The sequence below is a fragment of the Xanthomonas hortorum genome (assembly GCF_011305375.1).
Classification (GTDB): Bacteria; Pseudomonadota; Gammaproteobacteria; order Xanthomonadales; family Xanthomonadaceae; genus Xanthomonas; species Xanthomonas hortorum_E.
The window spans coordinates 1-19545 of sequence record NZ_VCME01000009.1 but is presented as its reverse complement, the minus strand read 5'-3'; the positions used below and the strand labels follow the sequence as shown (position 1 = coordinate 19545).

The 19545-nt window shown below is 66.6% G+C and carries 11 protein-coding genes, 1 rRNA gene and 1 pseudogene; 10 read left to right on the top strand and 3 right to left on the bottom strand.

Annotated features, from left to right (window positions below):
- Positions 1-131: 131 nt before the first annotated feature.
- Together FFY45_RS10050 and FFY45_RS10045 are read left to right on the top strand one after the other, a co-directional pair.
- A pseudogene (locus tag FFY45_RS10050) lies at positions 132-3515 on the top strand (ATP-binding protein); the annotation flags it as partial.
- An 845-nt stretch (positions 3516-4360) separates the two neighbouring features.
- A complete protein-coding gene (locus FFY45_RS10045; protein WP_176340328.1) occupies positions 4361-6421 on the top strand; it encodes a TonB-dependent siderophore receptor in 2061 nt (686 codons plus the stop codon).
- A 262-nt stretch (positions 6422-6683) separates the two neighbouring features.
- On the opposite strand, the gene FFY45_RS10040 is transcribed toward FFY45_RS10045, so the two are convergent.
- Positions 6684-7457 carry a sulfite exporter TauE/SafE family protein gene (locus FFY45_RS10040; protein ID WP_183086943.1) on the bottom strand — a complete coding sequence of 258 codons (774 nt, stop codon included), beginning with the start codon at positions 7455-7457 and terminating at the stop codon, positions 6684-6686.
- Positions 7458-7585: 128 nt separating this feature from the next.
- Here FFY45_RS10040 and FFY45_RS10035 point away from each other — a divergent pair, with 128 nt between their 5' ends.
- Positions 7586-7975 carry a YchJ family protein gene (locus tag FFY45_RS10035; protein ID WP_176340327.1) on the top strand — a complete coding sequence of 130 codons (390 nt, stop codon included), beginning with the start codon at positions 7586-7588 and terminating at the stop codon, positions 7973-7975.
- 171 nt (positions 7976-8146) lie between these two features.
- Here the strand turns inward: FFY45_RS10035 and FFY45_RS10030 are convergent, their stop codons facing one another.
- Positions 8147-8905: an SDR family NAD(P)-dependent oxidoreductase gene (locus FFY45_RS10030; protein WP_176340326.1), complete on the bottom strand. Its 759-nt coding sequence runs from the start codon at positions 8903-8905 to the stop codon at positions 8147-8149.
- Between the two features lie 96 nt (positions 8906-9001).
- On the opposite strand from FFY45_RS10030, the gene FFY45_RS10025 reads away from it, so the two are divergent.
- The 6 genes from FFY45_RS10025 (at position 9002) to bphP (ending at position 17234) form a co-directional block, all read left to right on the top strand.
- Positions 9002-9874 carry a LysR family transcriptional regulator gene (locus FFY45_RS10025; RefSeq protein WP_176340325.1) on the top strand — a complete coding sequence of 291 codons (873 nt, stop codon included), beginning with the start codon at positions 9002-9004 and terminating at the stop codon, positions 9872-9874.
- Between the two features lie 264 nt (positions 9875-10138).
- Positions 10139-10345 (top strand): hypothetical protein, encoded by a 207-nt coding sequence (locus FFY45_RS10020; RefSeq protein WP_006449007.1) that lies wholly within the window; start codon positions 10139-10141, stop codon positions 10343-10345.
- 312 nt (positions 10346-10657) lie between these two features.
- Positions 10658-12820, top strand: a complete 2163-nt coding sequence (locus tag FFY45_RS10015) for a lytic murein transglycosylase (protein ID WP_176340324.1) — start codon at positions 10658-10660, stop codon at positions 12818-12820.
- Between the two features lie 548 nt (positions 12821-13368).
- Entirely contained in the window at positions 13369-14640 is a 1272-nt protein-coding gene (locus tag FFY45_RS10010; protein ID WP_176340323.1) for a TCR/Tet family MFS transporter, read from the top strand.
- Between the two features lie 99 nt (positions 14641-14739).
- Positions 14740-15333 carry a biliverdin-producing heme oxygenase gene (locus tag FFY45_RS10005; RefSeq protein ID WP_176340322.1) on the top strand — a complete coding sequence of 198 codons (594 nt, stop codon included), beginning with the start codon at positions 14740-14742 and terminating at the stop codon, positions 15331-15333.
- Positions 15330-17234 carry a bacteriophytochrome BphP gene (bphP, locus tag FFY45_RS10000; RefSeq protein WP_176340321.1) on the top strand — a complete coding sequence of 635 codons (1905 nt, stop codon included), beginning with the start codon at positions 15330-15332 and terminating at the stop codon, positions 17232-17234. The genes FFY45_RS10005 and bphP overlap by 4 nt, the downstream gene beginning before the upstream one ends.
- Positions 17235-17373: 139 nt before the next feature.
- Here the strand turns inward: bphP and FFY45_RS09995 are convergent, their stop codons facing one another.
- On the bottom strand, positions 17374-18549 hold the full coding sequence (locus tag FFY45_RS09995) for a benzoate/H(+) symporter BenE family transporter (RefSeq protein ID WP_176340320.1): 1176 nt from the start codon (positions 18547-18549) through the stop codon (positions 17374-17376).
- A gap of 768 nt (positions 18550-19317) precedes the next feature.
- Between FFY45_RS09995 and FFY45_RS21950 the strand changes: the two genes are divergently transcribed.
- A 16S ribosomal RNA gene (locus FFY45_RS21950) occupies positions 19318-19545 on the top strand; the annotation flags it as partial.

Here is a 19545-nt window from a genome sequence, read left to right as displayed (position 1 = left end):
CCCCCGTTGGGAGAAGGTGCCCGAAGGGCGGATGAGGGGACGGCCGATCGCAACACGCCCCTCCTGCTTCAAACATGCGTGATGTGATTCGTCTTCAGCGTTACCCGTCATCCCGTTTTGGTGAGTGAGCCATGAATTCCCAGTCCAACCTGTCGCCGGCGCAGCCGGGCGCGTCCTTGTTCACTGATTCGCTTGCCGAGCAGCGCGCGCAGCAGTTCCGCATGCGGCGGTTGCAGGTGCACAACTGGGGCACGTTCAACGGCTTGACCGAGGTGCCGATCGCGGAGAAAGGCTTCCTGTTCGTCGGCCGGTCCGGGTCCGGCAAGTCGACCTTGCTGGATGCGATGTCGGCATTGCTGACCCCGCCCAGCATTGTCGACTTCAACGCCGCCGCACGCGAGGCCGAGCGCAGTGGGCGCGATCGCAGCCTGGTGTCGTATGTGCGTGGGGCCTGGGCCGATCAGCAGGACAGCGCCTCGGGCGAAATCGCCACCCAATACCTGCGCAAGGGCGCCACTTGGTCTGCGCTGGTGCTGGAATACCGCAACGCGCATGGCGAGACGGTCAGTCTGATTCGTCTGTTCTGGATCGCCGGCAGCGGCAACGCCGCGGCCGATGTGCGCCGCCATTACATGGTCGCGCCGCGCAGCTTCGATGTGGCCAGCGAGCTGGATGGCTTCGATCTGGATCTGCGCAAGCTCAAGGCGCGTCTCGGTGAGGAAGTCGCGCATTTCGACGGCTTTGCCGGCTACGCAGAGCGCTTCCGGCATGTGCTGGGCATAGGCAACGAGATGGCGTTGCGGTTGTTGCACAAAACCCAGTCGGCCAAGAATCTCGGCGATCTCAATGTGTTCCTGCGCGGCTTCATGCTGGACGAGCCGCGCACGTTCGAGGCGGCCGACCGGCTGGTGGAAGACTTCGCCGAACTCGACGGCGCACATCATGCGGTGGTCACCGCACGCCGGCAGGTGGAAACGCTCAGCCCGGCACGCGAGCACCATGCGGCGCTGATGGCCTTGCGCCACAGCGTCGGCGAGTTGCGCGAGCTGCAGCTGGGCGTGGACAGCTACCGCGAACAGCAGCGTCTGGCCTTGCTGGAGACGCGCCTGCACGAACTCGACAGCCAGGACCGCGGGCTGGCCGGCGAAGAAGGCCAGCGGCGTGAGTCGTTGGACAATCACGAACAGAAGCTCGCCGGGCTGGAACGCGAACAACGCGCCGCCGGTGGCGAGCAGATCGAGGAGCTCGAACGCGAGCGCGCCCGGGTCGAGCGCGAGCGCGACGAGCGCCTGCGGCGTCGCGTGCAGATCGAACAGGCCTGCCGCCAGCTCGGCACGGCCCTGGCCGCAGGCGCCAGCGGCTTTGCCGAGCAGATCGCGCACGCCCAGACCGTGCTCGAGAACGGCAAGCACGACGCCAGCGCGCTGGATGAGGCGATCGCCGAGCGCATGGGTGCGCGCCGCGACGATGAGCGGCGCTTTGCCGAGATCCGCGCCGAACTGGATGCGTTGAAGCGCGCTCCGTCGAGCATGCCGGCACCGATGCAGGCCTTGCGTGCGCGCCTGTGCGAGGACACCGGCATTGCCGAAGCCGCGCTGCCATTCGTCGGCGAGCTGGTGCAGGTGCGCGAGGATCAGGCAGCCTGGCGCGGTGCGATCGAGCGCGTGCTGAGCGGTTTTGCGCAGTCGCTGCTGGTGGACGAGCGGCATTACGCGCAGGTCAGCGAATGGGTCAACCGCACCCACATCGGCACGCGGCTGGTGTATTTCCGGGTGCGCCGCAACGACGCGCTGCATGCGCGCACGCCGGATGCGCGCGCATTGCCGGGCAAGCTGCAACTGCGCGAGCATGCCTTCACCGAGTGGCTGCGCAACGAGTTGATGCGTCGCTTCGATTACGAATGCGTCGACAACGCCGCCGCGCTGCGCAATGCCGACCGCGCCATCACTCGCGAAGGGCAGGTCAAGCATCCCGGCGATCGCTATGAAAAAGACGACCGCCATGCGGTCAACGACCGCAAGCGCTGGTTGCTGGGTCACGACAACCGCGACAAGCTCAAGGTGTTCGAGCGCGAGGCGCAGACGCTTGCCCAGCGCATCGCCGGCTGCGATGCCGACGTGGCCGCGCTGCGCAAGCAGCGCGAGCAGGACCAGGAACGGCAGCTGGCCGCGCATACGCTGGTGGAGCGCGACTGGGACGAGATCGATGTCGGCCCCAAGCTGCAGCGCCTGAGCGATATCGACGAACAGCTGCAGCAACTGCGCGAAGGCAACAGCGGCCTGCGCGCGCTCGGCCAGGCGATTGAGACCGCGCGCACCTTGCGCGACCAGGCCAAGCGCACCTACGAGGAAGTGCGGCTGGAGCGCGCGCAGCTGGCGCGCGAGCGTGTCCGGCTCGAACAGCAGCACGCCGCCTGCGCCAGCCGTGCCGGCACCGCCGCGCTCACGCCCACGCAGCTGCAGGGCCTGCGCGAACGCCTGGCGGCGTTGGCACCGCTGTCGCTGGACAATCTGGAAGCGCATTTCCGCATGGTCGAGCGCGGCCTGGCCGAGCAACTGGCCGAGAGCCAGGGCCGCGACAGCCGGCTCAGCGCGCAGCTGCTCGATTGCTTCCGCAAGTACTGCCAGCAGTGGCCGGAAGACAGCGGCGATTTCACCGTGAGCCTGGCCAGTGCCGACGATTTCCTTGCGCGGCTGGATCGCCTGGAAAGCGATGGCCTGCCGCGTCACGAGCACCGCTTCTTCGACCTGCTGCAGACCCAGAGCAAGAACAATCTGCTCGCCCTGCAGCGCCACACTGCCGAGGCCCACAAGGGCATCAAGCAGCGCATGGACGAGGTCAACGCCAGTCTGGAGCAGGTGCCGTTCAATCGCGGCACGCTGCTGACCATCGAGGTCAGCGACCGTCGCCTGAGCGAAGTGCAGGAATTCCAGCAACAGTTGCGTGCGGTGCTGTCGCATCAACAGACCGAAGACCGCGCACTGGCCGAGGCGCAGTTTTCCACCTTGCGCGAGTTGGTGGCACGCCTGGGCGCGCAGGAACCGGAGGCACGCCGCTGGCGCGAGCAGGTGCTGGACGTGCGCCTGCATGTGGAATTCATCGGCGTCGAACTGGATGCGCAGACCCGCGCGCAGGTGGAGATCTACCGCAGCGGCGCCGGCAAATCCGGTGGTCAGCGCCAGAAGCTGGCCACTACCTGCCTGGCCGCTGCATTGCGCTACCAGCTCGGCGGCGAAGACGGCGAGTTGCCGCGTTACTGCGCGGTGGTGCTGGACGAAGCCTTCGACAAGGCCGACAACGAATTCACTGCGCTGGCGATGAACATCTTCGAGAACTTCGGTTTCCAGATGGTGGTGGCCACACCACTGAAATCGGTGATGACGCTGGAGCCGTTCATCGGCGGCGCCTGCTTCGTGGAAATCAGCGGCCGGCACAACTCCGGCGTGCTGCTGATCGAATACGACGAGCAGGCGCAGCGACTCAAGTTGCCCGAGCGCTCGCGCGGGGACGAGGCTGGCGCAGTGGTGACGGAACAGGCGGTGGGTGCTGCGCAGCGCGAGGATGCATCGCGTTCGACGCAGCTCCAGACCCGTATGGACAGCACCGGTCCTGTCTCTGGCGCTGAGGGTGCGGCACTTCAGGACGTCCCTGTACAGGACGACGCGGCGGCCAAGGCTGGCAAGCGCGCCAGCAAGGTCGCGCCGGCATCGACGCCGGCCGTTCAAGCCGCGCCGAAGCCCGCGAAAACAGCCGCTTCCAGCGCACGTGCGGGATCAGGCAAGTCGGCAGCGGCGAAGACCGCAGCGGGCAAGGCCGCGTCCGCCAAGACTGCACCAGCCAAACCTGCATCAGCCAGGCGTGCATCGCCTGCAGCGGGCACAGCGCGCAAGCCGGCAACGCCGACCAAACCCTCCAAGACGCAGGCAGATACCGGGAATGTATCCAGGCGCACGACCGCGTCCGCCAAGCCGACTCCGAAGCCGAACAAAGCCGCGAAAACAGCAGCGCCGAAAAAGCCTGCTGCCAAGTCGACGGTAGCGACCAGGCGCGCCACCGCTTCGCTGGGTGGCGCAACCAAGGCAACCAAGACAACTGCGGCGCGCACTGCGGCCAGGCCCGCGCCAACCAAGCCCGTGCCAACCAAAACCGTGGCCAAGGCGCGTCCTGTGTCCACGCGCGGATCTGCAGGCAAGCCGCGCGGAAAACGCTGAGCGCACCGCCTGGATGCCTGCGTCACCGCGCTGCGGTCGCAGGCGTCGCAGGTCAGCGGCGCAGCAAGGCGGGCGCACGTAGATAAGAATCGTTATCATTAGCGGCCCAGATGTGCCCGCTAGTGTGCATCGTCCCGCTGAAGATCCCGATGACCCCACTGCCTGCGCCTCGCCACCTGTTGTTCGTGTCCCTGTTTGCCGCCATGCCGGCCGCCGCCCAGGAAGCCAGCCTGCTCGACGCCATCGTGGTGAGCGAAAAGCGCGCCCTGTATCGGCCGGAAAAAGCCGCCGGCGCCACCCGCACGCAGACGCCGGTGGAGCGCATTCCGCAGGCGATCCAGGTGGTGCCGCGTTCGGTGATCGACGAACAGCAACTCACCCGGCTGGTGGATGTGGTGGCCAATGTCTCCAACGTGCAGCCCGGCGGTACCCAGGGCAATCGTTCGGAAACCTTCGTCATCCGCGGCTTCGAGGCGTCCTCGTATGCGGTCGACGGCATCCTGCTCAACCCGGCGCAGAACTTCACCGAGACCTTGCGCGATCTGGCCAACGTCGCCCAGGTGGAAGTGCTCAAGGGCCCGGCGGCGGTGCTGTACGGGCGCGGCGAGCCTGGCGGGGTGATCAATCTGGTCACGCTGCGCCCGGATGCGGTGTTCGGCGGCAACGCATCGGTGCAGGTCGCCGAACACGGCCTGCGCCGCGTGCAGTCCAGCGTCACAGGGCCGCTGAGCCCGACGCTGTCGGCACGGCTAAGCGCCGCCGCGCAGGAGACCGGCAGCTTTCGCGCTGCGCAGGCCGATGGCGACCGCGTCTTCGTCTCGCCCTCGCTGGCCTGGCGGCCGAACGATCAACTGCGGGCCGATCTGGATCTGGAATACACCCGCCAGACCAGCCCGGGCGATCGCGGTCTGGTCGCCATCGACGGCGTGGTGCGTGGCCCGGCCGAGCGCAGTTTTGGCGAGCCGTGGTCGCGCAATCACGGCACCTCGCGCACCGCACGCGGGCGCATCGAATACGACGCCAATGACTGGCTGACGCTGCGCCAGATCCTCAACCACCAGGACGGCGACAGCGGCCGCGACGTGGCCGACTTCACCGGCTTCAGCGCCGACCGTGCGTTTCTGCAGCGCCGTGCGGTGCGTCAGGACCAGCAGGTGCGCGCAACGACATCGCAGACCGAAGCGCTGGCGCGTTTCGATACCGGCCCGCTGCGCCATCAGGTGCTGGCCGGCGCCGAATACGTCGATGCGCATCGACAGACAGATGAAGCCCGCGCGCCGCTGGCCCGTATCAGCGTGACGAACCCGGTGCAGGGCGCCTTGCCGGGCACGTATGTGCCGGCGCGCGCCATCGAGGTCGATGCGCGTTACGCCGCGTTGTACGTGCAGGATCAAATCAGCATCGGCGAGCGCTGGGATGTGCTGGCCGGCGTGCGCTGGGATGATGTGCAACAGACCACCATCGACAACGGCGCCCGCACCCGCGAAGACGGCCGGCGTGCATCGCCACGCATTGGCGTGGTGTGGAAGGCGGCGCCGCAGCTCTCGCTGTACGCCAACACCTCCACCGCGTTTCGACCGCGCAGCGCCACCCTGTTTGCCGGCGGCAGCGCACCACCGGAGACCGGCCGCCAGTACGAGATCGGCCTGAAAAGCGCGCTATTCGACAACCGCGTGCTCGCCACCGCTGCCGCGTTCCAGATCACCAAGGACAACGTCGCCACCAGCGATCCGGACAACAGCGGCTTCGTGCTGGTCACCGGCCAGCAGCGCGTGCGCGGGGTGGAGATGGATATCACCGGCGAGCTCACCCAGAACTGGCGGCTGATTCTGGGCGCCGGCTATCTGGACGCACAGGTCACCCGCGACACCGTCATTCCGCAGGGCAATCGCCTGCGCGGCGTGCCGCGCGTCAGCGCCAGTCTGTGGAGCACCTATCACGTTGCCAGCGGTCCGCTGTATGGCCTGACCTTGGGCGCCGGCGCGGTGCATGTGGGCGAGCGCGAAGGCGATCTCGCCAACAGCTATCGCATTCCCGGCTACACGCGCTTCGATGCCTCGGCGGCATACCGCTTCGGCGGCCGTTATCAACTGGCGCTGATGCTGCGTAATGTCGCCAACCGTTTCTACATCGAGCAACCGGTGACGCAGACCACCAATTATCCGGGCGCACCGCGCACCTTGTCGGCAACGTTGATTATGGATTTCTAAGCGACTAAGAGTCGCCAACAAAACTGTACGCAGCCGGCTGATCTGTAGCTTGGCCGCAGGGCGCTTGCCCGCCCACCGACGCCCGCCCACCGACGCGGGACACGCTGCAAGTACGTCCTTGTAAGCTCTTACGCGGCATCCATGCCGCGTAAGGTCCCGCGCTGGTGGGCGGGCAAGGGCCAGTCGAGAGGGTCGGTGTGCATGGTTGCGGGCAGTGCGCGCCGCGTGGCCGTTCGATGCGGTGCGGTCTGGTTCGCGGTCGTCAACGCAGCAGATCCCAGCCCATCTTGCCGATCAGCACGATGACCAACACAAGAAACAACTTGCGGATCAGCGGCGTGCCACCGCGCAACGCCATTCGTGTACCGGCCACTGCACCGGCCACGTTCGCCACCGCCATCGGAATGCCGATCGCCAACATCACCTGGCCGCTGGGCAAAAAGAACGACAGCGCCGCCAGGTTAGTGGCCAGGTTCACCACCTTGGCCGCGGCCGAGGCGCGCAGAAAATCCAGCCCGAAAAAGCGGATGAACAAGAAGATCAGAAAACTGCCGGTGCCAGGACCGAAGAACCCATCGTAGAACCCGATTGCCGCGCCCATCGCCAACGCAGTGATCAACTCACGCCGGCCGATCTCGCGCGGACGATGCAGCGCACCGAAATCCTTCTTGATCAGCGTGTAGATCAACATCGCGACCAGCAGCACCAGAATCAGCGGCCGCACCGCCTGCTTGGGCAGCAGGCTGACCGCCGTCGCGCCCAGAAACGAAAACGTGAACGCCGCCGCAGTGGCATACAGCACCGGCCGCCACGGAAAGCGCACATTGCGCGCATACCGCCACGCCGACGCCCCGGTACCGAACATCGCGCTGAACTTGTTGGTGCCCAGAATCAGCGACGGCGCCTGCTGCGGCAAGGTCGCAAACAATCCCGGCAACTGGATCAACCCACCCCCACCAACCGCCGCATCCACCAATCCGGCAACGAAGGCAATGCACAGCAGCCAAGGCAATTCGGTGGGAATCAGTTCCAGCAAGACGGCGCTCCGTACGACGGGGACGACAGCATAAACGCGTAGAAACCCGCCTCCCGCCTCCCAATCCCCAATTCCCAATTCCCAATCCCCAATCCCCAATCCCCAATCCCATCCCGCACAATCGCCCGATGCCGACCTCCACACCCACCGATCCCTGTCCCTGTGGCCGCGCCGCCACCTACGCGCAGTGCTGCGGGCAATACCACGCCGGCGCCACCGCACCCGACGCCGAAACCCTCATGCGTGCGCGCTACAGCGCCTACGTCCGCCGCGATGTGGCGTACCTGCTCGCCAGCTGGCATCCGTCCACGCGCCCACCCGAGCTGTCGCTGGACGAAGGCGGCCGCACCACCTGGCTCGGCCTGACCGTCCAACGCGCCATCGAGACCGGCACCGACACCGCCGAAGTGGAGTTTCTGGCCCGCTACCGCATCGGCGGCGGCAGCGCGGTGCGCATGACCGAGCACAGCCGCTTCGTGCGCGAAGACGGCCGCTGGTATTACCTCGACGCGCGCTGAGCACGGCCCGGCACTGTCGCTGCCGGGACACCACCGGGACGTGGCAGGGTCTAACGCTCGTCGGCAGCGGCGTGCCGGCACCACGCCGCTGCGCCAGCGGCCTTGGACGCTACGGCCGATATCGGCCTGCCTGGCCTCACCGGTCCTGGGTAACGCCGGTAGCCGGTCGTGCTAGTGGGCGAAGGCGTGCAGGCCGCCGTCCACGGCGATCACCTCACCGGTCAGATAGCGTGCAAGTGGTGAGGCCAGGTAGGCGACCAGATGAGCGATGTCGTCGGGTTCGCCGAAGTAGCCGATCGGCACATGGCGCGTGATGAAGGCCTGGCGCGCTTCCGGCGTGGGATGGAGCTTGTCCAGCACCTGTTCGGAGTTGATGCGTCCCGGTGCGATGGTATTGACCGTGATGCCCTCGGCCGCCAGCTGCGAGGCCATTCCCTTGGCCCAGAACTGCAGCGCTGCCTTCGCCGCGCCGGCGCCGTTGACCTCGCGTGGCTCCATGCTGCCGCTGAAGTTGATGATCCTGCCCCAGCGCCGGTGGCGCATGCCGGGCAGCAGGGCCTGGGTCATGCGCCGGGCACTGCCGAAGTTGAGCGCGAAGGCTTCGTCCCAGTCCGCATCGCTGGCCTCCACCGTAAAAGGGCGTGCGCCACCGGCGGTATTGACCAGGATCTCGATCCGGCCCAGCGCCTGGCTGGCATCCCGGGCGATGCGCGTGATCTCGGTCGCGCTGGTGATGTCGCCGGGGATCACCAGCGGGCGCGGGTGACCCTGTGCCGCGATGTCGCTGGCCAGCTGTTCCAGCCTGTCGGCGCGGCGCGCAGTGATTGCCAGCTGTACTCCCTCGGCCGCCAGCACGCGGGCGATGCCTGCGCCGATGCCGGTGCTGGCGCCGGTCACCAGTGCCTTGTGTTCACGCAATTGCAGATCCATCGACAACGTCCGTCTGAGTGAGGGCCCCAGCCTGATCCGTTATCGAGCCGCGATAAACGCCGTTATCCTGCATTGATTGGCAACCAGGAGTGTTGAATGGATCTGCTGGACAGCATGCAGGTGTTCGTCCGCGTGGTGGACGGCGGCAGCCTCGCCGCGGCGGCGCAAGCGCATGGCATTTCCCCAACCATGGCTGGCAACCACCTGCGCGCCCTGGAGCAACGTCTCGGTCTGCAGTTGCTGGTGCGGACCACGCGACGGCAGCGATTGACCGCTTTTGGCGAGGCCTACTACGGGCGTTGCCGGGAGATTCTTGAGCTGGTCGCCGATACACAGGTGCAGGCCGACGGTCAGCGCCTGGAACCGGCCGGGCCGCTGCGGGTCGCCGCACCGGTGTCGTTCGGAACCTATGGGCTCACGCCGGTGCTTGGCGAGTATCTGCAGCGCCATCCCCAGGTGAGCCTGGATCTGCGGCTCAGCGATCGGGTGCAGGATCTGGTCGACGAGGGCATTGATGTAGCCGTCCGCATCGGGGCGCTGGGCGAGTCCTCGCTGGTGGCGCGCGCGCTGCAGCCTTATCGCCTGTGGTGCTGCGCGACGCCGGCCTATCTGCACCGCAACGGTACCCCGCAACGGCTTGCCGAGCTGGCCGGGCACCAATGCCTGGGGATGGATGCCAAGGCGCTCGGCCAGTGGCAGGACTACACCGGCGAGCGAATCGGCCCGCTGTCGCGCGCGCAGTTGCATCTCACCAGCGGCCCGGCCTTGCATCTGGCGGCCTTGCAGGGCCTGGGCATCGTGCTGCAGCCGGCGTTCCTGTTGCGTGCCGACGTGGAAGCGGGCCGGCTGGTGCGGCTGTTTCAGGACCGGGAGCTGCACCGTCCACTAAGCGTGCTCTATCCCCAAACCCGCTGGCGCTCGGTCACGGTACGCAGCTTCGTCGATTTCCTGCTGGAGCGGTTTGCCTGAAGCCGCCGGGCGTCAGACGGACCCCGTGGCAACGCGCGTTGCCGGAGCCTGGCTGGAGCGGCGAGCGTGCGGGGCGATCAATGCGCCGCGTTGCTGCTGCAATCACGCGGGTTGTCTCCATCGCCCGCGTGATCTAACGCTATAGCCGGCACCTCGTTCGTTCCGACGAACGGCAGGCACGGCCGTGCTTTCTCGACGCCACGTTCGCAGCCGATCCCGGAAGCTTGCCGCCTCGGCGGAGCTCGCCGCGGGGCGGACACGATCATGGCAACCTTCAATCTCTGGCAGTGGGTGCTTGTGGCCATCGCGGTGTTCGCGATCGTGCTGCCGGCGTGTCTGGCCACTGCGATGGTCTGGTTCGGTCCCCGCCACGATGCTCCACGCAGGGCCCGCGCCCGTCGCGTGTCCGACGCCAGCCCCTCCGCACCGGCGCTGTCGCTGCTGACCGGCATCACCGGCGACGGCAGCTAAGCCCGGCGATCAATGCCGCCGCGCTGTGGCTGCGTCTCTGCCAGGCGGACCGGTTCAAGACCTCGGCATCGGCGCGCACTATCCCTATCTGACACGCCTCATAGAGCGTCAGTGCTGTCCTTACCGGTCTCAAAAGCGCGTGTACTACGCCGTCACTCCCGCGTAGCGCCACCCGCTCCCGCAGCTCACGATGCTGCAGCGGTAGCGCCACCTGCACGCCTCGAACCACCCAGGTTGGCTATCCTCGGCGGCTCGACTTGCCGCAGGAGCGCTCCACCGCATGACGTCCGTCTCTACGCCGGCCACCACGCCATGATGCCGATCCGGTGCGTCCTGCCCGCGCTGCTGGCACTGCTGCCGCTAATCGCCTGTGCCGATCCGGCCTTCGACCGCTGCCTGGCCGGCCTGCAGACCCAGGCAGCCGCCAAAGGTGTGGAGGCCGCCAACTTCCAGCGCTTCACCGCCGGCCTGGTGCCGGATCCCAGCGTGTTGCCGCTGCTCGATGCCCAGCCCGAATTCACCACCCCGATCTGGGATTACCTCGCCAGCCTGGTCGATAGCCAACGCGTCACCGACGGCCAGGCCATGCTGGTCACCCACCGCGAGTTGCTCACCCGCCTGTCCGAACAGACCGGCGTCGACCCGGCCACCATCGTGGCGGTGTGGGGCGTGGAGAGCGACTACGGCCGCGTCACCGGCAAGCGCCCGTTGCTGGTCTCATTAGCCACGCTGTCGTGCGCGGGCCGCCGCCAGCCGTTCTTTCGCGGCGAATTCCTCGCCTTGCTCAGCCTGCTGCAGCAAGGCGACTTATCTCCGGACGGGTTGACCGGCTCCTGGGCCGGTGCCTTCGGGCAGACCCAGTTCATGCCCTCGACCTACGCCCGCATCGCGGTGGATGGCGACGGCGACGGCCGCCGCGATCTGGTCGCCAGCATTCCCGACGCGCTGGCCTCCACCGCCAACTATCTGGTCAAGGCCGGCTGGGAGCGCGCCCGCCCCTGGGGGATGGAAGTGCGCCTGCCTGCCGGCTTCGATGCGAGCAAGGCCGGCCGCACCCGTCGCCAACCGCTGCAGGCCTGGCAGACCGCCGGCTTGCTCGGCACCGATGGCAAGGCGTTGGCGCCGACCGGTGTGCCCGCCGATACCCCGGCGGCGCTGCTGCTACCGGCTGGCCCGACCGGGCCGGCGTTTCTGGTCTTCCGCAACTACGACGCGATCTACGCCTACAACGCCGCCGAAAGCTACGCGCTGTCGATCGCGTTGCTCGCCGACCGCCTGCGCGGCGGCCCCGGCCTGGTCGCGGCCTGGCCCACCGACGATCCCGGCCTGGGCCGCCCCGAACGGCGCGAACTGCAGCAATTACTGCTGGCTCGCGGCCACCTGATCGGCGAGGCCGACGGCATGGTCGGCAGCGCCACCCGGCGTGCCATCCAGGTCGAGCAGACCCGCCTGGGCCTGCAACCGGCCGACGGCCGCCCCGGTCAACGCATCCTTACCGCCCTGCGTGCCGCCCCGCCGGTCACTGGCGCCGCCGCCATCCGCGCCACCGCGTTCAAGTTGCCGGCCGCCTATCCCGCATTCGTCCAATCTCCCATCGTCCAGAAGGCACCCCCCATGTCCGACCTCACCGGCCTGCGCACAGGCGATTTCCACGGTTTCCCCTCGCTGTTGATCGACACCCCGTTCTCCACCGCGGCCATCAGCCTGTTTGGCGGCCAGCTGCTGTCGTTCGTGCCCAAGGGCGGGCAGGACGTGATGTGGCTGTCGCCCACCGCCAAGCAGCCGCCCACCCCGATCCGCGGCGGCGCCCCGGTGTGCTGGCCGTACTTCGGCCGCCAGGACCAGACCGGCGAGGTCCCCGCGCACGGCTTCGTGCGCACCGTGCCCTGGCAGCTGACCGACAGCCGCCGCGAAGACGACGGCACCCTGGTGCTCACCCTGACCCCGCCCAGCTTCGACGACCTGGCGCTGCGCCTGCGCATGACCCTGCGCATCGGCCGCACCCTCGAACAAAGCCTGATCACCGACAACACCAGCCAGGCCCCGGTGCGTTTCACCCAGGCGCTGCACAACTATTTCCGTGTCGGCGACGCGCTCAAGGTCAGCGTGCAGGGCCTGGACGGGCTGGACTATCTCGACAAGTACGAGAACTACGCCACCGCCCACCGTCAGCAAGGCGACTGGAGCCTGCGCGACCCACGCGATCCCGGCCGCAGTGACCGCATCTACACCAATGCCGGCGGCCACTACACCCTGACCGACCCGGTCCTGGGCCGCCGCATCGTCATCGCCACCCAGGGCAGCCGCTCGCTGGTGGCCTGGAACCCGGGCCAAGAAGCGGCCGCCAAGATGGCCGACGTAGGCGAGGGCTGGCGCGACTACGTCTGCCTGGAAGCGGCCAACGCCGGCCCGGACGTGATCGAACTCGCCCCCGGCGCCAGCCACACGCTGACCCAGACCATCAGCGTCGAATAACCGCAAGATTCGCCCAAGGCACGCGCAGAACCCGCGCAGCTTCCCGATACAGTAAAGAGGCAGAGATGACTCCCTTCTCCCACCGGGAGAAGGTGCCCCGAAGGGGCGGATGAGGGTACGCGCGAAGCCTGGTGAAGTTTGAGTGCGCGTGTGGCTTCGCCCCATACCCTCACCCCAACCCCTCTCCCGCAGGAGAGGGGCTTTAACTCCATCACGCTGATCTTGCGCCAGACACAGGCCAGGCGCTTCCCTTCGCCCATCGGGAGAAGGTGCCCCGAAGGGGCGGATGAGGGTACGCGCGAAGCCAGGTGGAATTTGAGTGCACGTTTGGCTTCGCCCCGTACCCGCACCCCAACCCCTCTCCCGGCGGGAGGGGGGCTTAAATGACATCCCAATGATCTTGCGCTGGACACAGAGACCAGGCTCTTCTGACGCACAGGCCAAGCGCTTCCCTTCTCCCCTCGGGAGAAGGTGCCCGAAGGGCGGATGAGGGTACGTAAGCCCATCTCCACCGCTACACTCGCCGCTTCGCCCCTGCGTGCCGCGCGATGTCCATCTCTCCCGATTCCGCATCCGCTCCTGCACCGGGCCGGCGCCGCGCCGCGCTGATCTTCATCTTCATCACCGTGCTGATCGACGTGCTGTCCTTCGGCGTGATCATTCCGGTGTTGCCGGATCTGGTGCGTCAATTCACCGGTGGCGACTACGCCGTAGCCGCCGGCTGGATCGGTTGGTTCGGCTTTCTATTCGCCGCCATCCAGTTCGTCTGCTCGCCGCTGCAGGGCGCCTTGTCCGACCGCTACGGCCGCCGCCCGGTGATCCTGCTCTCGTGCCTGGGCCTGGGCCTGGACTTCATCCTGATGGCGGTCGCCCATTCCCTGCCGATGCTGCTGCTGGCGCGGGTGATCTCCGGCGTATGCTCGGCCAGCTTTTCCACTGCCAATGCCTATATCGCCGATGTCACCCCGGCCGACAAGCGCGCTGGCGCGTTCGGCATGCTCGGTGCCGCATTCGGCATTGGTTTTGTCGCCGGTCCGCTGATCGGCGGCTGGCTGGGCAGCATCGGCCTGCGCTGGCCGTTCTGGTTTGCCGCCGGGCTGGCGCTGTTGAACGTGTTGTACGGCTGGTTCGTGCTGCCCGAATCGCTGCCCGCCGAACGCCGCACCGCGCGGCTGGATTGGTCGCATGCCAACCCGCTCGGCGCGCTCAAGCTGCTGCGTCGCTACCCTCAGGTATTCGGCCTGGCCTCGGTGGTGTTCCTGGCCAACCTGGCGCACTACGTCTACCCCAGCATCTTCGTGCTGTTCGCCAGCTACCAGTATCACTGGGGCCCGCGCGAAGTGAGCTGGGTGCTGGCCGGCGTGGGTGTGTGCAGCATCATCGTCAACGCGCTGCTGGTCGGCCGGCTGGTGCGTTGGCTGGGCGAACGTCGCGCGCTGCTGCTGGGCCTGGGCTGTGGGGTCATTGGTTTCGTCATCTATGGGCTGGCCGACAGCGGCACCGCGTTTCTGATCGGCGTGCCGATCAGCGCGTTCTGGGCGATCGCCGCACCGTCCGCGCAGGCCTTGATCACCCGCGAGGTCGGCGCCGATGCGCAAGGCCGCGTGCAGGGCGCGTTGACCAGCCTGATCAGTCTGGCCGGCATCGCCGGTCCGTTGTTGTTTGCCAACGTGTTTGCCTGGTTTATCGGCAGCGGCGCCCCGTTGCATCTGCCCGGCGCGCCCTGGTTGCTGGCCGGTCTCCTGCTTGCCGCAGGCTGGGTCATGGCCTGGAAGCGGGCAGGGCGTGGGCCCGGCATCGCGCACGCAATGCCGCAATAATGCCAACCTATTCACGTTGCACTCGCGCCCGCTTTATCTGATTTGCGCAGGCGCTGCTAGGCTGGTGTCCTTCGTGCCGCGGCACCGCCTCGAGTCCCTATGTCTTCCGACGCCTTGGCAGTTCCGCCCTCGGCCGCGTTCGTGCTGCGCGATGCCACCCAGGGCGTCCATTGCCTGGTCGAAGCGATCCCGCTGATGCAGGCATTGGGGCAGGGACGCGTCGATCGCGACGCCTATGCGCTGATCCTGCGCCGGCACCATGCACTGCTGGCCGGCTTCGAAGCGCAACTGTGCAATTGGCTCAGTACCCTGGCTGGAACCGGCTGGCAGTATCGCCGCCGCGTGCCGGCCTTGCGCGAAGACCTGCGCGCGCTCGGCCAGCAACCAGGCACTGCCATCGCAGCACCCGCCGCCGGCAACGATGCCGCGCGCTGGGGCATGCTCTATGTCATCGAAGGCTCGCAACTGGGCGGCCGGATGATCGCGCGCAGCCTGCGCAAACAGCAGCCCGGTCTCGCCGATGCCTTGCGCTACTTCGAACTGGCCGACGACGATCCGACCGGCTGGCGCCATTTCCAGACCGTGCTCAACCAACGTCTCGACACGCCTTGCGCACGCGCCGCCGCCATCGACGGTGCGCAGGCCATGTTTGCCCACTTCCACACCTGCCTCGCAGCGGAGCCGCGCCCGTGAACCAGCCAACCGAACCCCTGAATATGGATGTCTGCGCCCGCGAGCCGATCCATATTCCCGGCCTGATCCAGCCCTACGGCGTGCTGCTGGTGATCGAGCCGGCCGATGGACGCATCGTGCAGGCCAGCACCACTGCCGCCGAGTTGCTCGGCGTGCCGCTGGCCGAGCTGTTGGGCATGCCCTACACGCAAGTGCTTGAACTGCCCGGCGAGCAGCCGTTCGTGGTCGACGACCAGGCGCAACACCTATTACATGCCGAGGTGCGTTTCCCCAGGCGCGCCGCGCCCACCGATCACCCATGGGTGGCCGCCTGGCATCTGTATCCGGAGCAATGGCTGGTCGAAATCGAACCGCGCGACGCCCGCCTGATGGACGTCACCCTGCGTGAGGCGCTGCCGCTGTTGCGCAGCATCGAGCGTGATCCCGGCATCGACGAAGCGGCGGTGCGTGCGGTCAAGGGCCTGCGCAACATGATTGGTTTTGATCGGGTGATGATTTACCGCTTCGACGAAGAGTGGAACGGCGAAGTCATTGCCGAGGCGCGCAACCCCGAATTGGTGGCCTATCTCGGCCAGCGTTACCCGTCCACCGACATTCCCGCGCAGGCGCGCGCGCTGTACCTGCGCAACCGCGTCCGCCAGATCGCCGACGTCGGCTACCAGTCCGCCGCAATCGAGCCCACCTTGCATCCGCGCCTGGGCACGCCGGTGGATCTGAGCGATGTCAGCCTGCGGAGCGTCTCGCCGGTGCATCTGGAATATCTGGCCAACATGGGCGTGAGTGCCACACTGGTCTCCTCGCTCGTGGTCAACGACGTGCTGTGGGGGCTGATCGCTTGCCACCACTACAGCCCGCACTTCACCAGCCACGCCATGCGCGATGCCACCGATGCGGTCACGCGCGCGCTGGCCGGTCGCATCGGCGCCTTGCAGGCGGTCGAGCGTGCGCGCATGGAATCGGTGTTGCTTACCGTGCGCGAAAAGCTGATCACCGACTTCAACGACGCCGCCCAGATGACGGTGGAGATGCTCGCCGACATGGCGCCTGACCTGATGGACGTGGTCGATGCCGACGGCGTGGCGATCTTCCATGGCAAGGAGATCAGCCGCCATGGCACCACGCCCGATGCCGCCGCGCTGCGGCGCATCCGCGACCATATCGAATCCGCACACCACGCCGCCCTGCGCGAGGATGCCGTCGGCGCCCTGCATGTGGAGGCGATCGGCGAGGTATTTCCCGAGCTGGCCGATCTGGCACCGCTGGCCGCCGGTTTCATTTTCGTGCCGCTGATGCCGCAGTCGCGCAGCGCCTTGCTGTGGACCCGCCGCGAACAGGTGCAGACGGTCAACTGGGCCGGCAACCCGCAGTTGGCCAAGCTGGCGGACATCCCCAACTCACGCCTTTCGCCGCGCAAGAGCTTCGATCTCTGGCAGGAAACCGTGCGTGGCCGCGCGCGTCGCTGGTCGCCGCTGCACCTGGAATCGGCACGCAGCCTGCGTGTGTTGATCGAGCTGATGGAACGCAAGCGCTTCCAGCAGGATTTCACCCTGCTCGAAGCCTCGCTGTCGCGTCTGCGCGACGGCGTTGCCATCATCGAACGTGGCGCAACCACGGCCGCGCACCGGTTGATGTTCGTCAATCCGGCGTTCGCAGAGCTTATCCAGACCGAAGTGGCCGATCTGATCGGTTGCGACATCCTGACCCTGCTGGCCAGCGATGCCGCCCGGTCCAAGGTGGAACTGCTCGAAGAGGCGCTACGGCAAGGCCGCGCCGCCTATGTCACCTTGCCGCTGCGCGCGCCTGGCGGCTCACCTGTGTATCGCCAATTCCATCTCGAACCGCTTCCCAGCCCCAGCGGCGTCACCGCGCACTGGCTGCTGCAGCTACGCGATCCCGAATAAGCGAGCCGGTGCCGCGCCAGGTGCAAGCTCGCAACATGCTGGCTGCGGCCCAGTTGCCTGCATCGCTTGGCGCGGTGGGGCACGGCTTTTCAGTGAGTCCATCCGATAAGACGCCCATCCACTGGATGGTGTGCCGCGGCTAGGCCCGCGGGCGCAACACCAACAAAGTGATCGTTCCGGCCACCAGGCCCCAGAACGAGGCACCGATCCCGCCCAGCGTCAGCCCGGACGCCGTCACCAAGAAGGTGATCAGCGCCGCCTCGCGCTCGCTGTCTTCGCGCAAGGCCGCCGCCAGGCTGTTGCCGATCGTGCCCAACAACGCGATCCCGGCGATCGCCATCACCAGCTCGCGCGGGAAGGCGGCAAACACCGCCGCCACGGTCGCGCCGAACAAACCGATCACCACATAGAACACGCCCGCACTGACCGCAGCCACATAACGCCGCGCCGGATCCTCGTGCGCCTCGCGGCCCATGCAGATCGCCGCGGTGATCGCCGCCAGATTCAAGGCAAAGCCGCCGAATGGCGCCAGCAGCGTATTGACCGCACCGATCCAGCCGATCGTCGGCGAGATCGGCACCGCATAGCCGGAGGCCCGGATCACCGCCACACCCGGCACGTTCTGCGAAGCCATGGTGACCACGAACAAGGGAATCGCAAGCCCGAACAGCGCCGCCCACGACAGCGACGGCACCACCAGCACCGGATGCGCCAGTTCCAACCGCACCGCAGTCCAGTGCAATAGCCCGCCACTGGCCGCAATTGCGATGCCGACCAGCAACGTCGCAATCACCGCATAACGCGCAAACCAGCGCCGCCCGGCCAAGTAGGTCGCCAGCATCGCCAGTGCCAACATCACCTGACTCTGCATCGCCACGAACAGATCCAGCCCAAAGCGCAACAACACCCCGGCCAACATGCCCGAGGCCAGCGAGATCGGAATGCGCCGGATCGCCCGCTCGAACAACCCCGAGAAACCAGCCACCATTCCAAGCACTGCAGCCACCACAAACGCACCGACCGCCTCACGCAACGGCACACCGGCCGCACTGCCGATCAGCATCGCCGCACCCGGCGTGGACCACGCCGTCACCACCGGCACGCGATAACGCAGCGACAATCCAATGCAGGTCACCCCCATGCCGATCCCGAGCGCCCACATCCACGAGGCGATCTGCGCCTGATCCGCCCCCAGATGGCGTGCCGCCTCGAACACGATCACCGCCGAGCTGGCAAAACCCACCAGCACCGTGACAAAGCCTGCAGCAATCGCAGGCAGGGACAGATCGCGGAGCAGGCTGCGGGAGGGAAGCATCGTGAGCTCTCTATCTAGTGCACCCATTCTCACCGAGCACGCCGATGATCGATACCGAAGCACCTGCTCTATGGATAGCCCTGTGTAGACACAGCCCTTTGGCTATATATATAGAGCAGCGCCACCACGTCGCATTCGCACGGGGAATCGGACGTCGCGCATCCGCGCAATGATGCTCGTGTCATATCAGTGTCAAAAAGTGCTTGCACTTCTGCGCAGTCTCGATAAACTGCGCGACCTCGCTCAGGACGGCGGCGCTTCTCGAAGCACCGCAACAACGAACGGGTTCGAAACCTCCAGAAATTGGGTGTTGACGAAGCAGGAAAGTCGGCTATGATGGGCGGCTCGCTACACGGAAAGACGCTACGGCGGATTGAGGTGCAGCGGCGGCAACTTCCTCTTCACGAGGGGTTGACGAAGATGAAAAGCCTGCTAATATGGCCGGCTCGCTTCGCAGAAAGCCTTCGGGTCGAAACGAAGCAGCGTCAACCACCTCGGAAACAAGGTGTTGACGGCAAGAAAAAGTCCGCTATACTAGGCGGCTCGCTTCGACGGAAACGACGAAGCTGACGGGAACGGCGCTGAGGCCACTTCCCCATGTTCTTTGACAGTGTGCGCAGGTAATTTGTGCGGACGCCTGCAGGAAGGATGATTGTCCATCTTGCAGACGTTTAATCAAAAAGCAACATATTAATTGCTTTGCAAGCGATAAGTTGTCAGTGGTTGAACTTCTGCAGCTAAAGTAATTTGTCTTCGGACATGTAATTTTAAGTGAAGAGTTTGATCCTGGCTCAGAGTGAACGCTGGCGGCAGGCCTAACACATGCAAGTCGAACGGCAGCACAGTAAGAGTTTGCTCTTATGGGTGGCGAGTGGCGGACGGGTGAGGAATACATCGGAATCTACTCTTTCGTGGGGGATAACGTAGGGAAACTTACGCTAATACCGCATACGACCTCGCCATTGAGCAGGCCCGGTTGCACGATGGCGCAGCGAT